Below are 21,996 nucleotides of genomic sequence, written 5' to 3' on the forward strand. Positions count from 1 at the left end.
AGTTGTTTTCAGTTAGTGTTTTAATGATTTTTGTGTGGCGAGAATTCAACGTTTCCTGATCAAGGAATTTGCATGATCGGGTGAGATCAATCTTGATGACCGCATGAAGTTTCATGGCTGTAAACCTCGACTAGTCCTGTACTGATTCATTGGTTTCAGTGGCTTTCACGCCAATTTTGGGCATGATATGTTTACGGTCATGGATTTTTTTAGAATCGAGCATTATTTTTTTATAAAAATATCATTTATGGTCATTTATGCTTGACTGAGGCCTGGTTCTTTATCTACTTTTTCCACCGTCATATTTAGCGGCCATTTACGTGGCTTTCTTCTTCATCCTGTTTCCGTAACCCTATATACCTATGAAAAATCCTTTTGTGATCCTCGCGTTCATTCTCCTGGCAGTAATGTCCCATGTGTCTGCCCAAACCACGGTCTTTTACGATGATTTTGCCGGGACCGGTGCCCAGAGCATACAAGGTCGCAGCCCTATAGTCGGGGGAGATTGGGTGACCTTTTCCAACTCTACCAATGCGCCCATTTCCTATGGTACTTTTGACGGCGAGGGTAAGGTATTCGTCAATTCCAGCGATCCCGGCGCGCCTGCTGCAAATCTTCGTGCCTATGCACCTCTGAGCAGCCCGGTCAACCTCGGGACGGATGTGGTTACCGTCAGCGGGACGGTGCGAGTCGCTACGCTGACAACTCCAGAGCAGGGAGCGTTTATTTTCGTCGGATTCACGGATAGCACTATCCTCAGTACTTATACATCCTATGCACCCAGCCTTCAGTTCTTTGCTAATGCTGCGAACCAAATGTCGGTACGGATTAATACGCTCGGCACCAACAACCTCGTGACTTATACCAGCCCCAGCATTATGGGGAACGAGGTTGTTAGCTATGAATTCATTTGGGATACCGTGAATAAGCAAATTTCACTCAGCCTCAATGGGACTATCGTGATTTCGGATTATGCGATGGGAGAGGACCCGGAGGGAGGTTACAATGTCGATTCTATTGGTATCACACAGCGTCTGATCGACTATGACACCAGCACCCTGGATGGCAGCTATCACGGCCCGTTGACAGTGACGGTCAACTCAGTGCCGGAGCCTGCGACGTTTGGTATTATTGGTGGGGTTTTGCTGATCGGCTTTGTCTGTTTTGCGCGTCGTCAAGGCAAGGCTCCGCGACAATCCTAGTCCGCATTGATGGACGGCCCCCTGCTTTTGCCTGCCGAATTTGCCGGCACAAAAGCGCGGGGTCTGTCCGGGACTTTTGGGGCAGCCCTTTCGGGTGAATATCGGCCCGCGTTGTGCAAAGAAAGACTATTATACCGCTTGTTGTCATGAAAGATACCTCATCGTTGTTTCTTAGCCTTGTCTTGGGGCTTGTATTAATGTTGCCCGGCAAGGATCTCTCGGGTGCCGAGTTGACGCTGCCGAGTATCTTCGGTGACCACATGGTGTTGCAACGAGACCTGGATAACCCCGTCTGGGGCAAGGCCAACCCTGGTGAGCATATCTCGGTGACGATTGCGGACCAGAGGCACGAGACACAAGCCGATGCGGCTGGCAACTGGAAGCTCAAGCTTGATCCGCTTGCCGCTGGTGGGCCTTTCGAGATGGTGGTCGAGGGTGAAAGTGATACCAAGCGGTTTGAGGATGTCCTTGTGGGGGAAGTCTGGTTCTGCTCGGGGCAGTCCAATATGTTTAATCCCGTCGTCCATGCCTATGATGCGGATCTGGATATCGCGACGGCGAACTATCCTGAGATCCGGCTGCTAACGGTTCCGCGCCGTGGCACGCTTGAACCCACGGATGATTTTGAAGGCAGGTGGTTCGTTTGTTCCCCACGAACGGTCCCGCCGTTTTCCGCGGTTGGGTATTATTTCGGGCGTCGTATCCATAATGCACTCGGAGTTCCTGTCGGGCTGGTGTCCAACAGTTGGGGAGGCTCTTCGGCCGAGGCCTGGTTGCCCCGGGAATTTCTTGAAGCCGACCCGGAGAGCGCCGAAGTCGTCGAAGAATGGGACAAGTTGGCGGCCGAGTACACCGATGAACGGGTGCAAAAAGAGGCCGAAGAGTACGAGCGCCGCCTTGCGATTTGGCAGGAAAACGGTGAACAGGGAGTGCGCCCCAACCCATCTTTTGATCCGCGTAACTGCCAGCGCCGGCCGGGGACGATTTTTAATGGCATGGTGTATCCAACCATTGGATACGGCATGCGCGGTATGATCTGGTATCAGGGGGAGTCCAATGCCATGGCTGACCGCCCTGAAGAGTACAGGCGCCTTTTCCCCGCATTGATCGAGTACTACCGCGACATCTGGGGGCAGGGAGATTTTCCTTTCTATTGGGTTCAGCTTGCAGGCTTTGGCCCGAAGCTGGAAGAACCGGAAGGGGAGCCGCCCGCGCGTAGTTGGGCAGTACTGAGGGAATCTCAGACTGAGACGCTCTCGCTGCCAAATACCGGAGAAGCTGTTATCTTCGAGACCGGTGAGGTCAAAGAAATTCACCCGCGCGACAAACAGACGGTTGCTGACCGCCTGGCCCGCCATGCCCTCGCCAAAGACTACGGCATCCCGATGGCGACGGAGAGTCCCCGCTTTAAATCCTTAGAAGTGAAGGACGGAAAGGTCTTGGTCAGCTTTGATAATGTGGGCAAGCGCGGGCTGTACACGTTCGATGTCGACGAAGTAGAGGGCTTTTCCATCGCCGGCGCTGATGGTAAATTTTATTGGGCAGAGGCAAAGATAACCGGCAAAGACAAGGTTACTGTGTCCCACCCGGAGGTTCCGCACCCAACGGAAGTACGCTATGCCTGGGGGAACAACCCTGATGGCAACCTCCGTGACTGGGTTGGGGGATTGCCGGTAACTCCATTTCGTGCGAAAGTGGACGAGGTGAGATAATTTGAAGACACGACTTAGTGCCATGTACGCAACCCAGGGTCATTTCATCTTATATCTGATTTTCTATTAGACCGGGGTGGTGATACCGCAGGGGTGGTATCGGTTCTCGCCGGAGCCGACACCGGGCATGTCACGACCGACGGCGCGTTCCTTTACCGCTTCCGGGTATTAACAGGCGCGGGACCGGTACTCTGGCCGTCAAAGAAGCTCGCGGGGACGACAATGTCCTGAAAAAAGGAGGGCTGTTTTTCAGCCATGATTAACTCCCCGGCGAGACGCCCCATCTCTTCAGGGATGGCTCCGGAGGCGGTCAGTGTCGGCCACTCCGAGTCGCGCACGCGGGTGCAGTCCACCGCACACACGCTGATGTCGCGGCCCACTTCGTAGCCCTGCTTGTGCAGATAGGCGATGGTGCCGCGGGCCATGAGGCCGTTGAAGCAGACCCAGGCGGTGGCCGGTTTGTTTTTCTTGTTGGCCAGGAGTTGTTCGGCGCACTCGTAGCCTTCTTTCCAGTCGGCACCGCCGATGGCCGGAAGCTGCTTGGCCAGGAGGGGGAGGTTGCGCTGGGCGAGCGCGGCTTCCAGCGATTCGAGGCGGCTTTTGTGCCGCATGGTACCGGGCGAGCCGCCGATCCAGGCAAAGGAGCGGTGCCCCAGATCACTGAGATGTTCGACGAGTTTGCGGGTAGCGTCCACATCGTTGGAAGTAATCGAGTGGCAAACACCGGGAAGGCGCGCTGCGATGTAAACAACGTGCCCGAAAATATCCGACAGGCGACGGACGAGCTCGGTATTGATTTCCCCCATGATGACGAGGCCGCGCATACTCAAACGGATCTTTTTGAATTGGGCGAAGTCCTCATCCGTGAGCAAATCCTCCGAGCCGAGGAAGACGGTCTTGGCTCCACTTTCGGTCAGGTAATCGTGGAGTCCCTGATGGACGTGGCTATAGAAGTTACTTTTGTTGGCGAGCCTTAGCGGAGCCCGCAAGATGTAGCCGACGGTCGGCAGCCCCATTTGCATCTGGCTGGAGATATCCACCTCCATCTTCATCCCGCGGGGGGAGTACCCCTGCGACAAGGCGTATTCCCAGATCTTCTCGTAGGAAGATTTTGCAATCCCTTCCGTCCGCCCGTTCAGCACCATCGAGACCAGGGTTTGGGAGACGCCCAGGTCCTCCGCGATTTTTTTCTGCGATAGTCTCTTTCCCATACTCTCCAGCTTGCGGTTCTATTTTTATAAATACTTATTAAACAAAAACACGTAGCAGGCAAGAAGGGAGATGCCCGAAAGCACGCAACAGGCCGACGCGATGAGTGATCCCTGGGGCCTGTGGTGGCAAGCAGCCCGGTGGCGGTGTTTATTCGAGGCCCAGCTGTTGCTTGATGAAGCTCACGATCTGGTCTCGGGCTTCCCAGCCGTGCTCGCGGACCAGCAAGATGACAAAGTAGATAACAACAGCATAGATCAGTGCCGCCACCAGCCCCAGGGCGCATGCGCCGATGGCGAACAGCCCGTCGTCTTCGCATAGCCCGACACCGATCAGAAAAATAACCATGGCCGGGGCGGTATTGGTGGAGGGGATCGGCAGACACATCAGCAAGCTCATGAAGATGACAAGGACGGCCATCAGGCGGTAGCCGCCGCTGCTGTTGATCCAGCGCAGGCGCGGGCGGACGAGTTTCTCGACCCAGCGGAAAAAGACACTGGCTTTACCGACCATACCGGCCAGCTTCGCGCGAGTGAAGCTCTTGTCGCGCATTTTCTGCGGCAGCCACGGCGTACGCCGCCCCCGGAGCATTTGCAGGCCCAGGATGAGGATGGCGATGCCAAAAGGGGTGCTGTACCCGGCGGCGGGCAAGGGGAGCGCACTGGGGATGGAGAGCAGGACAAGAAGCATCCCGAACTGCTTGTCTTTGATGGCATCGACGATCTCGCCGAGGCTGACCTTTTCGCTCTGGCCGGAGACGATGGACTGGAGATTGGCGGAGAGGCTGGAATGTTCCTGGTGGTCAGCGCTTGTCATGCTGGCCTTGAAAAATGGAGAAAAAGGGGATAATTACAAGACAGTGGCGTTCTACCCCGGTAAAAAAGACGCTAAAGTCCATGCGGAGGCAGCGTGGGCGGGCTTTTTTGTGCATATTACTGCTAATAAGCATAAATTTTTCTTTGCGCAGTCGCAAAAAATCATTAACTTTTGCAGTCTTAGTTCATTAACTGAATAAATCGCCTATGGCTCAGGACGCCACAGTTTATTCCCGAAAAAACGATTCTGCATTACCGCGAATCACGGGGAAAGATCGTGTGCTTAGCGAAAGAGCCTGCCGGGGAATTATCGCGGCGTACCGGCGCAGTCTGGACTGGGTATTGCATCTTCCCCTTTGGGAAGGACTGGACGAGCAAGGGCTGCGCGAGCTCGGGCTGCCGCAGCCGAGACGGGGCATTAACCTGCGCGCGGTGGTGGATTCGCTCCTGTTGGAGAACAAGCATGAGCTGATCAACTGGCTGATGGAGCGCTTCGAGGGGCGTTTCCCCTCGAAGGTCGCGCTGGCCTTTGATGACCGTTTTGCCCTGGACTTGTGGAGCAGCCGCTCGCTGGATGTGTACCTGAGCCAGGCCCAGTGGGCCGAGTTCCGCGAAAAGGTTCTCTTTACCATGAGCACCCGGCACCGCCAGTACAAGCGGGCGCAGACGGTGCTTTTCCGCCGCTACCAGTCCCTGACCCACAAGCTGGTCAACCGCCAGGTCTTCGACCCGAACCTGCGTCCTGACGCCTTTCAGGAGGCGAGCATCGGGCTCATCCACGCCATCGATAAGGTGGAGGACAACAAGGCCTCTTTCGGCAGCTACGCCCGCACCTGGATTTCCCGGCACATCCGCAACTACCTGATGGAAGAGCACTTCCCGGTGCATGTGCCGATCAACCTTGCCTCCCGCATCCTGACCGAATCGAGCAAGGGCGGGGCCACCCCCGAGCAGGAAAAGGCGCGCGAACCCTCCAAGTACGAGGGCCTGCTCAAGCCGCGCCTCTCGCTCGACGACATGGCGGACGATTCCGAGGGCAACACCCCGCGCCACCTCAGCGACGAGGAGGCGGTGGCCCCTTCGGATTCGCTGACCGAGAAAGACCTTTACCGCACGCTTCTGGAGGTGCTCGACGGGCTCACGGACAAGCAGCGCGAAGTCTTGGCCCTGCGCTTCGGACTGGAGCCGGGGACCGATCCGCGCACCCTGGCCAGTATTGCCTCGGAGGTGGGAATTTCGCACCAGCAGGTGAGCATGCGTGAAAAACGGGCACTACAGAAGCTTGAATCCGCGCTCAAGCCGGTGTATCAAGAAATCTATGATTGAGGCGCAAGCCCCCCAACCCCGACGCATTGGATTTCTTGGCGGCAGTTTCGACCCGGTTCATTACGGGCATCTGCTGATCGCTCAGGACGCTCAGGAGCAGTTGGCCCTGGACCGAGTTTACTTCGTGCCCTCGCCGCATACGCCCTTGCGGGATGAAGCCCCGTCGGTGGACAGTGTTCACCGCGTGGCTATGCTCGACCTGGCCCTGCAGGGGGACGAGCGTCTGCAGGTCGAGGAATGTGAAATCCGCCTGCCAGAACCCTCCTACACGGTCGATACCCTGACGCGCCTGCGCCGCAAGCATGCCGATGCCCGGTTGTTCTGGATCGTGGGGGCGGACCATGTGGCCAAGTTCGCCCGCTGGCACGAACCACAGCGACTGCTGGAGTTGGCGGAGATCATTGTCGTGTCCCGGCCGGGAGACGAACTGGCCGTGCCGGAAGGGTTCCCCTCCGAGCGTTTCCACCTGGTCCTGGGGCATCCCTTCGCGGTTTGTTCGAGCGAAATCCGCCAGCGTTTTGCCGATGGGAAGAGTGCGAGGTTTTTCTTGCCGCCCACGGTTGAGGCCTATATCGAAACTCACAGACTTTATTGTGACTGAATCCGCAACTGACACCCAATCCATCCCCGCAGGGGACAAATCGCGCATCCGGCAATGTCTGGACGCGCTCGAAGACCGCAAGGCGGAGGACTTGAAAGTCCTCGATGTTCGCGGGCAATCCACCGTAACCGATTACCTGATCCTGGCCACGGGCAATTCCCAACCGCACCTGCGTGCCCTGCGCACAGCGGCGGAAAAAGCCTTCAAGGAGCAGGGGGCGGACGTGCTCGGGGTGGACAACATCCCCGAAAGCGGCTGGCTCGTGGTGGACGCCTATGACATTATGGTCCATTTATTTACGACCGAGCAGCGCGGTAATTACCGGCTCGAGTCCCTCTGGAAAGACGCGGTCGAAGTCGAGATCTGAGGCGGTTGACGCCCTGAGGCCTACCGCCTCGCAAGCAGACAAATCATGGACCTGCGGCGCATGATGCTTGAAAAACTTGGCCTGCGGGCACCGTCTGACCGGGCGGGCAGGGGGCGTTTTGGCGAGCGCAAGGCGGCGGCGTTTTTACGCAAAAAGGGCTACCGTGTCCTCGTGCGCAACTGGCGGGCCGGCCATGACGAACTCGACCTGGTCTGCCAGGAGGGCGAGGTGCTGGTCTTCGTCGAGGTGCGCACGCGGGACGAGTCGGCGCTGGTGGGCGGTTTCCACTCCGTCACAGAGGAGAAAAAAACGCGCCTGCGGCGTGCCTGCCGGGCTTATCTGAAGCAACTTCGGAAACATCCCGCCCACACACGTTTTGATATTGTGGAACTTAGGCTTGGCCAGCGGGGGGATTTCGCTTTATACCATCACCCGAACGTATCTCTGTTTAACCAGACCTAGATTTGACTCTCACATGCTCGCAAGGCTGTCCCAACCGATCCACCGGGCTGTTCCGGCTCGTGGGTGGAGTCGGCTCTTGCGTGCGTGCGGATTAACCTCAGCATTGATTTTATGAGCGAAGACCGTCACCCGTTCCTTCAGGGATTGAGCAAGCACCGCGGTGCGCCGCCCACGATTATCGTGATTTTCGGGGCCTCCGGCGACCTGACCGCCCGCAAGCTTATCCCCGCCCTCTACAACCTCGGCCTGGACAACCTGCTGCCGGGCGATTTCCACCTCATCGGCTACGGACGCAAACCGATCCCCGACGAGGAATTCCAGGCCGACGCGGAGAAGGACGTTAACGAGTTCTCCCGCCGCCCGCTCAACCCCGACATCTGGCCCCAGCTCAAGGCCAACATCCACTACCACGCGGGCGGTTACGACGACCCCAAGGCCTTCGCCGAGCTGCGCGAGAAGTGCCTCGACATCGAGAAAAAGGCCGGGCGCGACCTCCAATTCGTGTTCTACATTTCGACCCCGCCCTCGGTTTTCAAGCCGATCCTCGAAAACCTCGGCTCCAGCGGCCTGGCCGCTCACGGCAAGGGCACCCCGCTGGCCTCGAAGATGATTATCGAGAAGCCCTTCGGGCGCGACCTGGCCACCGCTCAGGAGTTGAACCAGATCATAGCCAACCAGTTTGACGAGCATCAGGTCTTCCGCATCGACCACTACCTGGGTAAGGAAACCGTGCAGGACCTCATGGTGCTGCGTTTTGCCAACACTATCTTTGAACCGATCTGGAACCGTCGCTACGTGGACTGCGTGCAGATCACCGTGGCCGAAGACCTCGGTGTGGGAACGCGCGGGGGCTACTACGACACCAGCGGGGCGACCCGCGATATGCTCCAGAACCACACCATGCAGCTTCTCGCTCTCACGGCGATGGAGGCCCCGGTCTCGCTCGGGGCCGAGGACATCCGCGATGAGAAGGTCAAGCTGCTCAAGTCCATCCAGCCCCTCAGGCTCGATCCGAAGGACGGCGACGCCGTGCGCGCCCAGTACGCCGAGGGCCTGATCGGCGGCGAGAAGGTGCCCGGCTACCTGCAGGAGAAGGACATCCCGGCGACTTCCTCGACCGAGACTTTTGCCGCGCTGCGCATGTCGATCAACAACTGGCGCTGGCAGGGGGTTCCTTTCTACCTGCGCTCGGGTAAGCGCCTCGCGCGCCGCGTCTCCGAGATTGCTATCCAGTTTAAGCAGCCGCCCGGCGGCTTGTTCACGGACCCGTCGCGCTTCGACATGGCCGCGAACACCCTCGTCATCCAGATCCAGCCGGACGAAGGCACGACCTTCCTGCTCAATTCGAAAATTCCTGGCCTGGAAACGCGTACTCAGCCGGTCAAGATGCACTTCCGCTACGCCACGACCTTTGGCTCGAACACGCCGGAGGCTTACGAGCGACTCATCCTCGACGCCATGGTCGGCGACTCCACGCTGTTCATTCGCGGGGACGAGACTGAGACTTCGTGGAAGCTCTACACGCCGCTGCTTGAGTACTGGGAGGAATGCGGGCGCAAGGGGCTCGACTCCTACGCCTGCGGCTCGTGGGGACCGCTTTCGGCCGACCGCCTGCTGTGGGAGAGCAACCACGAGTGGCGCCGCGCCGGTCCCTGAGTTCGCACCCTGCCGGAAAATCACCAAACAAAGGCTGTTTTATGACAGAGGATATGACCATTTTCGACGCGTTGCCGGGACAGCTCATGGATGTCTCCGAGGTGACGCACTCGCTCACCCAGATGTGGGCGGGTACGCCCAGCCTCGATCAGGAGGCTCCCTCCGAGTTCCGGGCCTCGCAGATGAACATCGTGCTGCACTTCGGCCTGAAAACCTCGCCCGACGAGGCTTTCGACCGGTTCAATACCGCCATTGCCTTTGCTCAGCGCTATCCGTGCCGCATCGTGGTCCTGTGCCCGATGGGGCGGGAGTCAAGCGACCGGCTGCTCCAGGGCAAGCTCTTCGCCCAGTGCTACGTCGGCTCCAGCATGCGCGAGATGTGCTGCTGCGAGGCGCTCATGCTCGGCTACCCGACGCGTGAGGCGGGCTTCCTCTCCAACCAGGTCTCGATCTGGCTGGAGAACGACCTGCCGACCTACCACTGGTTCAACCGCATCCCGGCCGAGCGCATCACGACCATGCACATGGACTTCGTGAAGCGTTGCCGCCGTGTCATCTACGACTCCGACATCGAGGAGGCGGACATTCTCAACGTGAAGTGGCCGCGCCCCGAGGCGGCGGTGGACCTCGCTCATGCACGCATCCTGCCCATCCGGCAGTCGCTTGGGCAGTTCCTCAGTCGTTACGACACGTCCAAGCTCGCCGGGGGGCTCCTCTCGGTGCAGGTCCGCTACACCGAAGGGCGCGAGGGCGAAGCCCGCAACCTGCTCAAGTGGACCGAGTCCTGTCTGCAAGCCTGCGCGAAGGACGCCAAACTTTCGCTCAACGCGGAGTTTACGCTGCACAAGGCGGATTGCGACCACTGCCTCGAAATCGAGTGGAGCTACGATGACTCGCGGCACTTCCTGTGGACGCACGAGTCGAAGGGGCTCGACGCCCGCGTCACGGCCGACTTCGGCGCGGGGCGGGTCAGCTCGCCCATGCAGGTCGGCTTCCTCGAACCGGTCAACGCCCTGGCCGAGGCCCTGTTCTTCAACTAGGATTTATGCGTATCCTGCCCGTCCGGCTCAGGTCTTGGCGGGCAGGAAGAACGCACGCTTTTTCGGATTTTCCCCGACTCTCAATCTCTCAAATTTTAAAACGCTCAAACCGCTCTCATGAAGTCCATCCCCACTGATTACGGCCAGGTTCACATCGTCGGCGAAGAAGAACTCTATCTCGAAACGCTTCGCTACATCCGCCAGGCGGCGGAAAATGCGGGCTCCGGGCTGGCCCCCATCGGGCTGACCGGCGGCTCCACCCCGAAGGCGTTTTACCAGTGGGTTACGGAGAAGAAAGCCCTCTCGCTGGACGTGGCGAAGAAGATTCTCTGGACGACCAGCGACGAGCGCTGCGTCCCCCAGAGTGACGACGACAGCAACTTCGGTCACGCCGACCGCGAGATGCTCAGCCCGCTCGGCGTACCGTCGGAGAACAAGCTCCCCTGGCCGACCGAGCTGGAACCTGCCGCCTGCGCCGACGCCTACACCAAGGCCTGGAACGAGCGCGTGGGCAAGGACCGCGCCTACGATGTGTGCTTCGTCGGGATGGGCGGGGATAACCACACCCTGTCGCTTTTCCCCCATTGCCCGTTGATCGGTGCGGGGCTGACGGAGAGCTTTGCCGCCACCAATTGGCCCGAACGCGGCTGGCGCGTGACCCTGACTCCGCACGGCCTGAGCCTGTGCAAGCGCATTGTGGTTTCCTGCCCCGGCGCGGGTAAGGCCGAGGCGCTCAAGGCCGCCCTGCGAGGTGATTTCGACCCGACCAGCAAACCGATCCAGCTCCTGCGCGCCCACGCCGACAAGACCGTCTGGCTGGTGGACGAGGCCGCTGCCGCCCTGCTTTAAGGCCAGGTTTGTGGCGGAGGGGAAGGGGGCTGCGAGGCCGCTCTCGGATGCTCTCCAGAGCTATGTATTCATGAAGCACTACGGTTCCTGTCTCTGCGGAGAGGTTACATATGAAATCGAAGGCGACTTCGGTCACTTCTTCCTTTGCCATTGCGACCGTTGTCGGAAGGACACCGGATCGGCGCACGCAGCTAACCTGTTTGCCTGGCAGGCCGGGATGAAATGGCTGACGGGCGAGACCCGCGTGAAGACCTTTCATCTTCCGGGCACGCGGCACATGAAAAGCTTTTGCTCGGACTGCGGCTCGGCCTTGCCGTGTTTGCAAGAGGACGGAGCGCTGCTGGTGGTTCCGGCGGGGAGCCTGGATACGGATGTCCCGCTGCGGCCCGACGCGCATATCTGCATGGCCGACCGGGCGAACTGGGACGAGGCGCTGGAAAAGGTCCGAATGCTGGACGGACTGCCGGAGGGCTGAGCCCGACAAGGAACGTCGGCTGCCTGGTACGGTTTGGCTGGCAGTCGGGCGGCTTCAGGCCTCGGTGTCAGCCAGTAGCAGGGCAGGGATGGCCGTGTTGCGGTAGGAGAAGATTGCCTCGACCCGTCGTCGGATCAGCGGGTAAGCGAGGTCGCCCAGCGGGGTGAGTGGTAGCTCGTAGGTCACATCGTCGATGATTCGCGTGCCGCCGTCAAACGACTCAAAATGGTGATGGTGGACCCAGCTTTTATAAGGCCCGGCCAGTTGCTCATCGACGAAGTGGTGCGGCGGGTTCCAGACGGGGATGCGCGTGCGCCAGCGCATGGGAAACCCGGAGATCCGCAGCCGGTAGTCGATCAGCGTGCCGGGGCACATGGTGATCGGCTCCGGGGTGAGGATTTCAAAGCCGAGGTTGTCGGGGGTGATGCGTTGCAGGTTGCGGGCGTCCGCGAAAAACGAAAACACTCGTTCGACAGGGAGGGGGAGTTCCAGCTCGGCGTGCAGACGGTGCTTCATGGGGTAGCCTATACCGTTGTCCCGCCGAAATAAAGTGGCGGGCTCTTTTTCATCAGGATTTTCTTCCGTCCGGGCGTGATGATCGCGGGGCGGCTTTCCTTTTTCCTGTTCAAGTGTGGTTAGGCTTTCTAAACTGGGCAGCATGAAACTGACGTATTTCGGCCATTCCGCCTGCTTGCTTGAAACCGAGGAGCACAAGCTCCTGTTCGACCCCTTCATTTCCGACAACCCCCTGTGCACAGTCAAACTCGAAGATATCCAGTGCGACTACATCCTGCTCACGCACGGCCACAGCGACCACTACGGCGACACCGAGAGTATTTCCAGGGCTAATGACGCCCCTGTCATCGCGACCTTCGAGCTGGCCTCCTACTGCGGCTCCAAGGGGCTGCGAACCGTTCCCATGAACATCGGCGGTTCGGCAGAGTTCCCCTTCGGGCGGGTCAAGCTGACCAGTGCTCACCACAGTTCCAGCTATCCGGGGCCGAACGGACTGCCTATCTATATGGGCGAACCGGCGGGCATCCTCGTCATGTCCGAAGGGCAGACTTTTTATCACGCCGGGGATACCTCCCTGACGATGGATATGAAGCTGACCGGCGAACTGCACGAGATCGACCTTGCGCTGTTGCCGATCGGCGACCACTTCACGATGGGGATATTCGAGGCGATTAAGGCCGTCGGCTTCCTCAAGCCGAAGCGTGTAGTGCCCTGCCACTACAATACCTTTCCGCCCATCGAGACCGATCCGATGGCCTTCGTCAGCAAACTGGCCGAAACCGAGGACATCGTCTGCGAAGGCCACGTGCTCGCTCCCGGCGAGTCGCTCCGGTTCTAGTGTGGTGCTAGCTAAGTCCTTGCACAAAATATTGGGGGCTCTGCACCCCCAAGCCCCGGTGCGTGACCGCACTGGACATTGAGGGGCGCTGCCCCTACGCGTCCAAAAAGGCCGCTACCCCTGATTGCTGGTTCAATGTCTCAAAAGTTTTTTAGGGAGAGCGCGAGAGGGTGTTTTTTTCAAAAAACACCCTCTCGCATAAAACCCTCAAAGCTACTTTGAAACGCTTGCTCTAATAGCGGGTCATGGCGGGGTCGATTTCGCGGGCCCACTGGTCGATGCCGCCGCACATGCTGACGGCCTTGTCGAAGCCGCGTTCGCGCAGGAACTTGGCTGCGCGCAGGCTGCGGGCGCCGTGGTGGCAATAGACGATGACCTCCTGGTCGCGGGGGAGGGCGTCGGCCTGCGCGGGGAGCTGGCTCAGCGGGATGTGAGCGGAGCCGTCGATGCGGCAAATTTCGCGTTCAAAGCCTTCGCGTACGTCGAGCAGGACGGGCTTGTCGGCGGATTCGGTTTTAGCCTTGGCGGTGTGAATATCAATTTCCATCAGGGTCTCTTCAGTCTGCGGTTCGTCAGTTTCGCAGGAAAACTCGTAGTTGTGCTGGTGCAACCCTGAAATCGCGGGCTCGCTCCCGCACAGCGGGCACTGCGGATCTTTTTTCACGTTCAGGGTGCGCACACGGGCGTTGAGCGCGTCGATCACCAGCAAGCGCCCCTGGAGGCTCTCGCCGACGCCGAGCAGGTGCTTGAGGGCTTCCATCGCCTGATGGCTGCCGACGATCCCGCACAGAGCGCCGAAGACCCCGGCCTGTTCGCAGTTGGGGACGGTGCCGGGGGCGGGGATTTGCGGAAAAAGACAGCGGTAGCAGGGGCCTCCGGCCCGCGGGTTAAAGAGCGAGACCTGCCCCTCGAATTGGAAAATGCTCCCGTAAACGAGCGGTCGTCCGGCGAAGAAGGCGGCATCGTTGACCAGGTAGCGGGTGGGGAAGTTGTCCGAGCCGTCCACCACGATATCGTAGCCGGAGATCAGTTCGACGGCGTTGTCCAGGGTGATGCCACCGCGGTGAAGCTCCAGGTTGCAGCTTGGGTTGAGCGCGTGCAGGCGCTCGGCGGCAGAGTCGAGCTTCGGGCGCCCGACAGCGGCCTGGGTGTGCAGGACCTGGCGCTGGAGGTTGTGCTCCTCGACCTTGTCGAAGTCGGCCATCCCGAGCGTGCCGACACCCCCGGCGGCCAGGTAGAGCGAAACCGGGCTGCCCAGCCCGCCCATACCGATGATGAGGACGCGCGCCTTGCGCAGTCGGGCCTGCCCGTCGATGCCGACTTGCGGCAGGCGGATATGCCGAGAGTAGCGGGACAGCTCTTGAGGAGAAAGTGACTCGTTGCCCATTCCGTCTATTGTTCAGCTTCGGTGGGCGCTGTCGAGGTCTTGTCTTTGGCTTTTGAGAAATCCGGGGCCGTGGGCTCGATCGTCAGCGTGGCGATAATTTCCCCTTTGAAGGTGACGGTCGCTGTCAACGGGCTGAGCGTGTCGGAGAGGGGGGCGTTTCCGCCATCGGGCCAGGTCCAGCCGGGTTCCAATTCGGTCCGGCGGAGCTGGCTGCTGTTGCTGAGGGTGAAATGCTCGCCCGCCGGGAGGGTGAACTTCTTGCGTTCACTTTGCGGGAGCGGCTGAGGCGTCTCGGTTTCGGCTTTCGGCTTGGCCTGGGCGAGCTTGGCCGGTGTGCGTGTAAAAGTGTACGCGATCTCCAGGTCGGCCAGTTCGTAAGGGGACTGGTTGGTAACGGTGACCTTGTAAACGTGCCACCAGGTGAAAAGCACGAGCCCGTCCTCGGGCTGGCGTTGGAGGTCGGCGGTGGCGCTGTTCCCGGCCAGCTTGATGAGCGTGCCCTTTTCCTGCATGTCGGCGAGCTGCCACTCGCGGATGACGGCGAGGTCGTTTTTGGAAAAAGCCTCCACGGGAAGCTTGAAGGTGAGCTTGTCCGCCCGCTGGAGGACGATTTTTCCGTCCGTGATCTCGATGATACGCGCGTCGATGGTGCGCCCGTCGGTCAGGTTGAACGTGCGGAACTCCTGCGCCCGGGCCAAACTCAGGAACCCGAGAAAAAAGAGAATGAGGCTGGTGCGCAGGAGGGGCACGGGATTACTTTTTATAAACTTTGGACCAGTCGTTTTTTTCCTTAAGACTGGAGGGGTTGGACCATTCCTGAATGAGCTGGTCATCGTAGTAAACGCGGATCCAGATGCCCTCAAGCTTGTCGAGGCTCTTGTCCTTGCCGCCGTCGGCCCAGACGTAGCCCCTGGCCAGTTCGGTCGAGAGCATGTCGGCCTTGACGGAGTCGAATTCGAAATCGCTGCGCGCCTTGATCTGCGGGATGGTTAGCTCGCCCTGGACGATCTCGGTCTTGCCCTCGCGGCGACGGTCCGCGCCGAGCTCCATGTGAAAGGCCCAGAAGCCGTACATGATCTGGATGCCTTCCAGGGGCAGGTCGCTTTTATTGGTTAATTTGATCTTGTAGTACCCGTCCCAGCGTTCGGCGAGGATGCCCGTGCCGACGTTGACCTCCTTGGGAGTGGTGCCGGAGGACTTGGCCTGGATGTCGAGCAAAGAGTCACGTCCGCTCAGTTCGCGGAGCATCCACAGGGTGATGTATTCCTGGTCCTCTTTGCTAAAGGCGGAGGGGGAGACGTTGAAGGCGCTTCCGTCCTCGCGCTTGATGCGGATCTTGTCGCCGACGACGTTGATCAGCTCGGCCTTCATTGTGCGCCCGTCCTTGGCGGTGAACTCGCGGTACTCGGCGTGCGCGAGCGCGGCGGCGAGGCAAAACAACAGGGCGGGGAATAGTCGATACAGTGGCATGGCGTATTGAGTTTTTTCGGTTATTGCGCGGGTTCAAGCACATACATGTGCCGGTTCAAAGACAGGAACTCGTCGTAGGGCATGGTCTTGTAGGCGTGATCCGGGCCCCACGAATCCGAGAACACAATCTCCCGGGTGTCGGGGTGGATGCCGATAATCAGGCGGCAGTGGCCGGGCACGAGCCAGACGATGGGCAAGCCCTGCTCGATGACGGAGCGGATGCTGGCTGGCTCGTTGCTGCCGAGCTCTTTCACCCGCAGTGGGGCGGTGCCGCTGACTCGCCGCATGGCGGTGGTCATGTTGTCCAGCGAGGTGCCGTAGCGCTCGGTTTCGGCCAGTTTGGCCACGCTGTACATATCGACCGGGTAGCCGTAGTAGGACAAGACGCGGGCGAGGGTGGCCGCCACACAGTAGCCTTTTTCGCCCTGCGAGATCATGGGGATGTCGGCGACGTACAGCTCGCCGTTTTCGGAGGTTTTGACATGCCCGATGAGGTCCTGGCCGGAGGCCGGGGAATTGCCTTGGCGAATCCCGTATTCGCTCAGTTCGAGAATCAGGTACTCGTCGGAGCTGTAACGCAGGCGGGCCTCCGTTTCGTTGGGGAGGTAATAAAGCTCTTCGCCGTAGCGCAGGGCATTGATACCCGGCCCGGAGTCGTGGTCGGAGCCGAACTGGTTTGTCCCAAACGCCTTCTCGATCCGCGCGAGCTTGTCGCGAAGAATCGGGTAGGCGCGCCGGGGGTCCACCACGCTGTGGCGGTCGCCCTTGTTCCAGAAGTTGATCACGATGCGCGCCGAGCGGGCGGTGTTTTTCGAGAGGCGCACTTCGACCGGCATCTGGTCCCAGGCGAACCCGTCCTGCCGGGGCTGGCTGGAAGCAATGCTCATGGGGTCGTCCTCGGTGCCGTCCATGAGGATGGCTTTTTTGCCCAGCAGGCGCTTGCGAAGCTCAAGCAGTTCGATGCTCCAGGGGGTCTCGGCTTCGAGCTGCTTTTTCAGCAGGGGAAAGGAGTCAATGTCCTCGCGCACGCTGGCGTAAGCGCGAGGGTGGACCTTGGACAGGTCGGGGACGTGGATCTGCGCCTGGATGGGGGGCGCGCCGTAGCGGACATATTCGACATCCCAGAAGCGTCCCTTGGCGGATGTTGATTCACTGACGACGTTGACCTTGATCCCTGGCTGGAAGTCGCCGAGCTGTTCACCGGTTTCGGGGTTATAGGCGGGGGTGGCGACAGTAAAAGTCCAGGTCTCCGGAAGCGTGAGCGGCGAGTAAGCGGCCCGGGCGGTGGGCAGGAACGCAGTCAGCAGGCACAGGAGCAGGTACTGGCGGACAGCGGTAGGCATGGCGGTTTTTCGGGGGTTAATTGGACAACGGTGATATTCACTATTGTGTCCGGAGCCTAAAAATCAAACATGTTCCGCCTATGCCGGAAAAATACGTTGTCATTATGGCCGGTGGGCGCGGTGAGCGTTTCTGGCCGCAAAGCCGCCTGCGCAAGCCCAAACACCTCCTGCCCATCGTGGGTGAAACCTCCATGCTCAGCCAGACCATTGACCGCCTGGAGGGGTTGGTCCCGGTGGAGAACGTCTTTGTCATCACCAACGCCGAACAGCGCGACGCCGTGCTGGAAGTCTGCCCCGCGCTCAAACCGGAGAACGTCATCGGCGAACCCGTCGGGCGCGATACCGCCCCGGCAGTCGGCCTGGCCGCGCTGCTGGTCAAGCGCCGCGACGCGCAGGCCGTCTTTGCCATCCTGCCCGCCGACCACGTGATCCACGACGCGGCCGGCTTTCAGCGGGTGCTGCGGGCCGGGTTTGACGCCGCCTCCGCCGAGCCCGTGCTCGTCACCATCGGCATCCAGCCGGCCTTTCCCGCCACCGGCTACGGCTACATCCACAAGGGGCAGGAGTGGACGCAGTTCGACGATCTGCCCGCCTACCGCGTGCGCCGCTTCGTCGAAAAGCCTGACCTGGAGACGGCCCGCTCCTATGTGGACAGCGGCGAGTATTTCTGGAACGCGGGGATGTTCATCTGGGCGGTGCCGACGGTCGAGGCCGCCTTTGAACAACACTCCCCGGGCCACTTCCGGGACTTTTCCGCCATGAACGCGGCGCTCGACGCGGGCGAATCCCTCGACGCGGCCATGCAGCGTTTTTACCCGAAGATGGAAAAAATCTCGGTCGATTTCGCCCTGATGGAAAAGGCCGACAACGTGGTCACGATCCCCTCGGCCTTCGACTGGGATGACGTGGGCGAATGGCCCGCTATCGCCCGCCACCACGAGGCCGACGCCAACGGCAATGTCCTCAAGGGCGAGGCCATGGTCGAGGCCGGGGCGAACAACATCATCGTCAGCTCCAAGGGGCACCTGACCGCCATTGTCGGGGCCGACGACCTGATCGTCGTCCATACCGACGACGCCACCCTCGTCTGTCCCAAGTCCCGCGCCCAGGAAATCAAGGCCCTCGTCAAACGCCTCGGCGCCGACGAAGCCCTCAAGCGTCTGACCTGAGCCATACTGAGACCTGGTCTGTTTGAGGAGGCGGGATTGGTGATTTTTTGAGTTACAATTCTGTTATTAACAAAAATGTTAGTTGAAGTGGGCGACGCTTTGAGGTTGCCGCCGGGGGCGGATTGGGGATGTTCATTGGTCGGGCCGGGAAGGCATAGCCGATCCGTGGCAGGTTGCCGGTTGTGCCCGGTGTGGCCTTTACCGACCTACTGAGAACTGAATAACCATTAACCCAAAATCCCGTGAATTTTCTCGGCATTGATTATGGCGAAAAGCGTGTCGGACTGAGCTTCGGCGACGACATCGGTGTGGCCGTGCCCATTCCGGCGGCAGTCGAACCCTCGAAAAAGGCCCGTCTGGCTCGGATCGGCGAGGAGATCAAGCGCCGCCGGATCGACGCGCTCGTGGTGGGCTATCCGTATAACATGGACGGCTCGGTCGGTTTCAAGGCGAAGGAAGTCGACGCTTTTATCGCGGAGTTGGAGGCGGCCTTCGGGTTGCCCGTCACCCGTGGCGACGAGCGCCTGACCTCGCAGCAGGTCGAGCGCGGCATGGCCGCCATGCCCGGTCGCAAGCGCCGTACCCCGCAGGCGCAGCGCGCCGCCCGCGCCAGCGGCGAAGTGGATTCGCGCGCCGCCGCCCTCATCCTTCAGGATTACCTTGATAGCCGGGTCGTGGGGGAGGGTGGGTTTCTCCCCGAGGAGGACGACGAGGAATGACCGCCCCGGCCCTGAAAAAGTTCAAGGCCGTCTGTGCCTACGACGGGACGGACTTTTTCGGCTGGCAGAGTCAGGCGGGCGGAAACACGGTGCAGGACTTTATCGAGGCGCGGCTGGCGGCTATTTTAAAAACCCCGACGCGCATCCACGGCAGCGGACGGACGGATTCCGGGGTTCACTCCAAGGGGCAGGTTTTCCACTTCGAGGCCGATTGGGAACACCCGCCCGCGCATCTGCTGCGAGCCCTGCGCTGCGGCCTCCCGGCGGGCATCCAGGTGAGCCGCCTCAGTCGCGCCGCGCCGGACTTTCACGCCCGCTTCTCGGCCACCGGCAAGCGCTACTGTTACCGCCTATTTGAAGGCTACGCCCCGCCTTGGGAAAACCGCTATTGCTGGTCACTGGGGAACCGCCGCCTGGACACCGCCGCTATGGCCGAGGCCGCCCGGTACTTTGTCGGGGAGCAGGACTTCACCGCCTTTGGGGCCAACCGACGGGACGGCTCCGCCGACAACCCGGTCAAGGACATGCGCCGGGCCGACGTGATCCGGCGGGGGCCGCGCATCACCGTCACGTTGGAGGCGAGCGGTTTTTTATACAAAATGGCCCGCAGCATGGCCGGTACGCTGGTCGAAGTGGGGCTGGGAAAAATGAGTCCCGACGAATTGGCCGCGATTCTGGCCAACCGTCGCCGGGTCGAGCAGGTCGCCACCGCCCCGGCCAAAGGCTTGTGGATGGAGCGGGTGTACTACACCGGCGAGCGCAAGCGAAAGTAGCCCATTACGGGTTGGCCTTCTTTTAACCACAGAGGGCACAAAGGCCACAGAGGTTCAGGGGAGAACTCCGCGCCTTTTGCGCCTTTGCGGTTAACAAAAACACGCCCGGGAAGTTTACGAATAAACTTCCGCGCCCTTTTGCTTAAACTCGTCGGCCTTTTCCTGCATGCCTTCTTCGAGGGCCTGCTCCTCGGTGATGCCCTTTTTCTCGGCGTACTCACGCACGTCCTGGGTGATCTTCATGGAGCAGAAGTTCGGCCCGCACATGGAGCAGAAGTGCGCGGTCTTGGCCCCCTCGGCGGGGAGGGTCTCGTCGTGGAAGGAACGGGCTTTTTCCGGGTCGAGTGAGAGGTTGAACTGGTCCTCCCAGCGGAACTCGAAGCGGGCCTTGGACAGAGCGTTGTCGCGGACCTGGGCCGCGGGGTGGCCCTTGGCGAGGTCGGCGGCGTGAGCGGCGATTTTGTAGGTGATGACGCCTTCGCGCACGTCGTTGCGGTCGGGCAGTCCGAGGTGCTCCTTCGGGGTGACGTAGCAGAGCATGGCTGTGCCGTACCAGCCGATCATGGCTGCGCCGATACCGCTGGTGATGTGGTCGTAGCCGGGGGCGATGTCGGTCGTCAACGGCCCGAGCGTGTAGAAGGGGGCCTCGTGGCACCACTCAAGCTGTTTTTCCATGTTCTCCTTGATCATGTGCATGGGCACGTGACCGGGGCCTTCGTTCATGACCTGCACGCCGTGCTCCCAGGCGCGGGTGGTCAGCTCGCCCTGCGTTTTCAACTCACCGAACTGGGCGGCATCATTGGCGTCGGCGATGGAGCCGGGGCGCAAGCCGTCGCCGATGGAGAAGGAAATGTCATAGGCGGCGCAGATTTCGCAAATCTCGTCCCAGTGGGTGTAGAGGAAGTTTTCCTTGTGGTGGGAGAGGCACCACTTGGCCATGATGGAGCCGCCGCGGCTGACGATGCCGGTCATGCGCCGGGCGGTCTGCGGGATGTAGCGCAGGAGCACCCCGGCGTGGATGGTGAAGTAGTCCACGCCCTGCTCGGCCTGCTCGATCAGGGTGTCGCGGTAAAGCTCCCAGGTCAGCTCTTCGGCCTTGCCGTTGACCTTTTCCAGCGCCTGGTAGATCGGGACGGTGCCCACGGGCACGGGGCAGTTGCGCAGGATCCACTCGCGGGTCTGGTGAATGTTTTTGCCGGTGGAAAGGTCCATCAGCGTGTCGCCGCCCCACTTGACGCTCCAGCGCATCTTTTCGACTTCCTCGTCGATGGAGGAGCTGACGGCGCTGTTGCCGATGTTGGTGTTGATTTTGACGAGGAAGTTGCGGCCGATAATCATCGGCTCCAGTTCGGTGTGGTTGATGTTGGCCGGGATGATGGCGCGGCCCCGGGCCACCTCGTCGCGGACGAACTCGGGCGTGATCTCCTCGGGGACGGATGCGCCGAAGGACAGGCCGGGGTGCTGCTTGCGGATGTCGTTGGAGGGCAGGCCGGCGGCCTCGGCGGAGGAGAGCGCCTCCTCGCGAATCTGGTGGCGTTTGAGGTTCTCGCGGATGGCGACGTACTCCATTTCCGGGGTGATGATGCCCTGGCGCGCGTAGTGCAGTTGGCTGACGGACTTGACGCCGGGCTTGGCGCGTCGCGGCTGGCGTCCCTCACGGTTGAAGGCGAAAAGCTGGTTCTTGCCGTCACGGTGGCGGGCCTTTTCGGCGTGGACGGCGGAGAGGTAGCCGTCGTCCTCGGGGCGCACGTCGCGTCCGGTGTAGGCTTCGGTGTCACCGCGCTCGTCAATCCAGGCGGCGCGGATTTCCGGCAGGCCCTTGGTTACGTCGCCGTGAAACTCGGGATCGCCCCAGGGGCCGGAGGTGTCGTAAACGCGGATGGGAGCGTTTTCCTCCAGCGTGCCGTCGGGCAGGCGGGTGGGCGAGAGCGCGATCTCGCGCATGGGCACGCGGATGTCTTCGCGGCTGCCGGGGATGGTCACGCGGGTGGATTTGGGGAAGAGTTGGCCGGTGGTGGGTGTGTCGCTCATAAGAAATTTGGTGGGTGGTTATGTGGTGGTGGCTAA

At 60.7% G+C, this 21,996-nt stretch carries 23 protein-coding genes; 15 read left to right on the top strand and 8 right to left on the bottom strand.

What is annotated here, in order from left to right; all coding sequences use genetic code 11:
* The first annotated feature begins 362 nt into the window (after positions 1-362).
* Positions 363-1,202 (top strand): hypothetical protein, encoded by an 840-nt coding sequence (locus H5P28_RS12400; protein ID WP_185676023.1) that lies wholly within the window; start codon positions 363-365, stop codon positions 1,200-1,202.
* Between the two features lie 146 nt (positions 1,203-1,348).
* The gene (locus tag H5P28_RS12405) at positions 1,349-2,914 is read left to right on the top strand and encodes a sialate O-acetylesterase (RefSeq protein ID WP_185676024.1); all 1,566 of its coding nucleotides are present in this window, start codon (positions 1,349-1,351) and stop codon (positions 2,912-2,914) included.
* A gap of 152 nt (positions 2,915-3,066) precedes the next feature.
* On the opposite strand, the gene H5P28_RS12410 is transcribed toward H5P28_RS12405, so the two are convergent.
* On the bottom strand, positions 3,067-4,125 hold the full coding sequence (locus tag H5P28_RS12410) for a LacI family DNA-binding transcriptional regulator (protein WP_185676025.1): 1,059 nt from the start codon (positions 4,123-4,125) through the stop codon (positions 3,067-3,069).
* A gap of 148 nt (positions 4,126-4,273) precedes the next feature.
* A complete protein-coding gene (locus tag H5P28_RS12415; RefSeq protein ID WP_185676026.1) occupies positions 4,274-4,939 on the bottom strand; it encodes an exopolysaccharide biosynthesis protein in 666 nt (221 codons plus the stop codon).
* Here H5P28_RS12415 and H5P28_RS12420 point away from each other — a divergent pair.
* The 9 genes from H5P28_RS12420 to H5P28_RS12460 all read left to right on the top strand — a co-directional run bounded on the left by H5P28_RS12420 (position 4,938) and on the right by H5P28_RS12460 (position 11,714).
* Positions 4,938-5,138 (top strand): hypothetical protein, encoded by a 201-nt coding sequence (locus H5P28_RS12420; RefSeq protein WP_185676027.1) that lies wholly within the window; start codon positions 4,938-4,940, stop codon positions 5,136-5,138. The genes H5P28_RS12415 and H5P28_RS12420 overlap by 2 nt on opposite strands.
* Positions 5,139-5,217: 79 nt before the next feature.
* Positions 5,218-6,264, top strand: a complete 1,047-nt coding sequence (locus H5P28_RS12425) for a sigma-70 family RNA polymerase sigma factor (RefSeq protein ID WP_185676028.1) — start codon at positions 5,218-5,220, stop codon at positions 6,262-6,264.
* The gene (gene nadD, locus H5P28_RS12430) at positions 6,257-6,865 is read left to right on the top strand and encodes a nicotinate (nicotinamide) nucleotide adenylyltransferase (RefSeq protein ID WP_185676029.1); all 609 of its coding nucleotides are present in this window, start codon (positions 6,257-6,259) and stop codon (positions 6,863-6,865) included. Before H5P28_RS12425 ends, nadD begins: the two co-directional genes overlap by 8 nt.
* A complete protein-coding gene (gene rsfS / locus H5P28_RS12435; RefSeq protein WP_343075478.1) occupies positions 6,858-7,232 on the top strand; it encodes a ribosome silencing factor in 375 nt (124 codons plus the stop codon). Before nadD ends, rsfS begins: the two co-directional genes overlap by 8 nt.
* A 45-nt stretch (positions 7,233-7,277) precedes the next feature.
* The gene (locus H5P28_RS12440) at positions 7,278-7,694 is read left to right on the top strand and encodes a YraN family protein (protein WP_221773419.1); all 417 of its coding nucleotides are present in this window, start codon (positions 7,278-7,280) and stop codon (positions 7,692-7,694) included.
* 111 nt (positions 7,695-7,805) lie between these two features.
* Positions 7,806-9,350, top strand: coding sequence for a glucose-6-phosphate dehydrogenase (gene zwf / locus H5P28_RS12445; RefSeq protein WP_185676031.1), 1,545 nt, complete (start codon positions 7,806-7,808; stop codon positions 9,348-9,350).
* 41 nt (positions 9,351-9,391) lie between these two features.
* Positions 9,392-10,390 carry a glucose-6-phosphate dehydrogenase assembly protein OpcA gene (locus H5P28_RS12450; protein WP_185676032.1) on the top strand — a complete coding sequence of 333 codons (999 nt, stop codon included), beginning with the start codon at positions 9,392-9,394 and terminating at the stop codon, positions 10,388-10,390.
* 117 nt (positions 10,391-10,507) lie between these two features.
* The gene (gene pgl / locus H5P28_RS12455) at positions 10,508-11,239 is read left to right on the top strand and encodes a 6-phosphogluconolactonase (RefSeq protein ID WP_185676033.1); all 732 of its coding nucleotides are present in this window, start codon (positions 10,508-10,510) and stop codon (positions 11,237-11,239) included.
* A gap of 70 nt (positions 11,240-11,309) precedes the next feature.
* Complete coding sequence (locus H5P28_RS12460) at positions 11,310-11,714, top strand: GFA family protein (protein ID WP_185676034.1); 405 nt, start codon at positions 11,310-11,312, stop codon at positions 11,712-11,714.
* 54 nt (positions 11,715-11,768) lie between these two features.
* Here H5P28_RS12460 and H5P28_RS12465 read toward each other — a convergent pair whose 3' ends face one another.
* Positions 11,769-12,230: an SRPBCC family protein gene (locus H5P28_RS12465; protein WP_185676035.1), complete on the bottom strand. Its 462-nt coding sequence runs from the start codon at positions 12,228-12,230 to the stop codon at positions 11,769-11,771.
* A 142-nt stretch (positions 12,231-12,372) separates the two neighbouring features.
* Here H5P28_RS12465 and H5P28_RS12470 point away from each other — a divergent pair, with 142 nt between their 5' ends.
* Complete coding sequence (locus tag H5P28_RS12470; RefSeq protein WP_185676036.1) at positions 12,373-13,068, top strand: metal-dependent hydrolase; 696 nt, start codon at positions 12,373-12,375, stop codon at positions 13,066-13,068.
* Between the two features lie 232 nt (positions 13,069-13,300).
* Here the strand turns inward: H5P28_RS12470 and moeB are convergent, their stop codons facing one another.
* From moeB to H5P28_RS12490, 4 genes are read right to left on the bottom strand one after another with little or no spacing between them, the layout of a single operon-like run.
* Complete coding sequence (gene moeB / locus H5P28_RS12475) at positions 13,301-14,455, bottom strand: molybdopterin-synthase adenylyltransferase MoeB (RefSeq protein WP_185676037.1); 1,155 nt, start codon at positions 14,453-14,455, stop codon at positions 13,301-13,303.
* 5 nt (positions 14,456-14,460) lie between these two features.
* Positions 14,461-15,204 carry a hypothetical protein gene (locus H5P28_RS12480; RefSeq protein WP_185676038.1) on the bottom strand — a complete coding sequence of 248 codons (744 nt, stop codon included), beginning with the start codon at positions 15,202-15,204 and terminating at the stop codon, positions 14,461-14,463.
* A gap of 4 nt (positions 15,205-15,208) precedes the next feature.
* Complete coding sequence (locus H5P28_RS12485) at positions 15,209-15,925, bottom strand: hypothetical protein (RefSeq protein WP_185676039.1); 717 nt, start codon at positions 15,923-15,925, stop codon at positions 15,209-15,211.
* 20 nt (positions 15,926-15,945) lie between these two features.
* Positions 15,946-17,268, bottom strand: a complete 1,323-nt coding sequence (locus H5P28_RS12490) for a C39 family peptidase (RefSeq protein WP_185676040.1) — start codon at positions 17,266-17,268, stop codon at positions 15,946-15,948.
* Positions 17,269-17,348: 80 nt separating this feature from the next.
* On the opposite strand from H5P28_RS12490, the gene H5P28_RS12495 reads away from it, so the two are divergent.
* From H5P28_RS12495 to truA, 3 genes are all read left to right on the top strand, one after another.
* Positions 17,349-18,437, top strand: coding sequence for a mannose-1-phosphate guanylyltransferase (locus tag H5P28_RS12495; protein ID WP_185676041.1), 1,089 nt, complete (start codon positions 17,349-17,351; stop codon positions 18,435-18,437).
* Positions 18,438-18,679: 242 nt separating this feature from the next.
* A complete protein-coding gene (ruvX, locus tag H5P28_RS12500; RefSeq protein ID WP_185676042.1) occupies positions 18,680-19,156 on the top strand; it encodes a Holliday junction resolvase RuvX in 477 nt (158 codons plus the stop codon).
* Positions 19,153-19,929, top strand: coding sequence for a tRNA pseudouridine(38-40) synthase TruA (truA, locus tag H5P28_RS12505; protein ID WP_185676043.1), 777 nt, complete (start codon positions 19,153-19,155; stop codon positions 19,927-19,929). The genes ruvX and truA overlap by 4 nt, the downstream gene beginning before the upstream one ends.
* Before the next feature lie 114 nt (positions 19,930-20,043).
* On the opposite strand, the gene thiC is transcribed toward truA, so the two are convergent.
* Positions 20,044-21,960, bottom strand: coding sequence for a phosphomethylpyrimidine synthase ThiC (thiC, locus tag H5P28_RS12510; protein ID WP_185676044.1), 1,917 nt, complete (start codon positions 21,958-21,960; stop codon positions 20,044-20,046).
* Positions 21,961-21,996 lie beyond the last annotated feature (36 nt).

It is taken from the genome of Ruficoccus amylovorans (assembly GCF_014230085.1).
Classification (GTDB): Bacteria; Verrucomicrobiota; Verrucomicrobiia; order Opitutales; family Cerasicoccaceae; genus Ruficoccus; species Ruficoccus amylovorans.

What these genes read in the sequence shown, in the direction of transcription:
- H5P28_RS12400 (WP_185676023.1), top strand. Translation starts at nt 363, where the DNA reads ATGAAAAATCCTTTTGTGATCCTCGCGTTCATTCTCCTGGCAGTAATG.
- H5P28_RS12405 (WP_185676024.1), top strand. Translation starts at nt 1,349, where the DNA reads ATGAAAGATACCTCATCGTTGTTTCTTAGCCTTGTCTTGGGGCTTGTA.
- H5P28_RS12410 (WP_185676025.1), bottom strand. Translation starts at nt 4,125, where the DNA reads ATGGGAAAGAGACTATCGCAGAAAAAAATCGCGGAGGACCTGGGCGTC.
- H5P28_RS12420 (WP_185676027.1), top strand. Translation starts at nt 4,938, where the DNA reads ATGCTGGCCTTGAAAAATGGAGAAAAAGGGGATAATTACAAGACAGTG.
- H5P28_RS12415 (WP_185676026.1), bottom strand. Translation starts at nt 4,939, where the DNA reads ATGACAAGCGCTGACCACCAGGAACATTCCAGCCTCTCCGCCAATCTC.
- nadD (WP_185676029.1), top strand. Translation starts at nt 6,257, where the DNA reads ATGATTGAGGCGCAAGCCCCCCAACCCCGACGCATTGGATTTCTTGGC.
- H5P28_RS12440 (WP_221773419.1), top strand. Translation starts at nt 7,278, where the DNA reads ATGGACCTGCGGCGCATGATGCTTGAAAAACTTGGCCTGCGGGCACCG.
- zwf (WP_185676031.1), top strand. Translation starts at nt 7,806, where the DNA reads ATGAGCGAAGACCGTCACCCGTTCCTTCAGGGATTGAGCAAGCACCGC.
- H5P28_RS12450 (WP_185676032.1), top strand. Translation starts at nt 9,392, where the DNA reads ATGACAGAGGATATGACCATTTTCGACGCGTTGCCGGGACAGCTCATG.
- pgl (WP_185676033.1), top strand. Translation starts at nt 10,508, where the DNA reads ATGAAGTCCATCCCCACTGATTACGGCCAGGTTCACATCGTCGGCGAA.
- H5P28_RS12460 (WP_185676034.1), top strand. Translation starts at nt 11,310, where the DNA reads ATGAAGCACTACGGTTCCTGTCTCTGCGGAGAGGTTACATATGAAATC.
- H5P28_RS12465 (WP_185676035.1), bottom strand. Translation starts at nt 12,230, where the DNA reads ATGAAGCACCGTCTGCACGCCGAGCTGGAACTCCCCCTCCCTGTCGAA.
- H5P28_RS12470 (WP_185676036.1), top strand. Translation starts at nt 12,373, where the DNA reads ATGAAACTGACGTATTTCGGCCATTCCGCCTGCTTGCTTGAAACCGAG.
- moeB (WP_185676037.1), bottom strand. Translation starts at nt 14,455, where the DNA reads ATGGGCAACGAGTCACTTTCTCCTCAAGAGCTGTCCCGCTACTCTCGG.
- H5P28_RS12485 (WP_185676039.1), bottom strand. Translation starts at nt 15,925, where the DNA reads ATGCCACTGTATCGACTATTCCCCGCCCTGTTGTTTTGCCTCGCCGCC.
- H5P28_RS12490 (WP_185676040.1), bottom strand. Translation starts at nt 17,268, where the DNA reads ATGCCTACCGCTGTCCGCCAGTACCTGCTCCTGTGCCTGCTGACTGCG.
- H5P28_RS12495 (WP_185676041.1), top strand. Translation starts at nt 17,349, where the DNA reads ATGCCGGAAAAATACGTTGTCATTATGGCCGGTGGGCGCGGTGAGCGT.
- truA (WP_185676043.1), top strand. Translation starts at nt 19,153, where the DNA reads ATGACCGCCCCGGCCCTGAAAAAGTTCAAGGCCGTCTGTGCCTACGAC.
- thiC (WP_185676044.1), bottom strand. Translation starts at nt 21,960, where the DNA reads ATGAGCGACACACCCACCACCGGCCAACTCTTCCCCAAATCCACCCGC.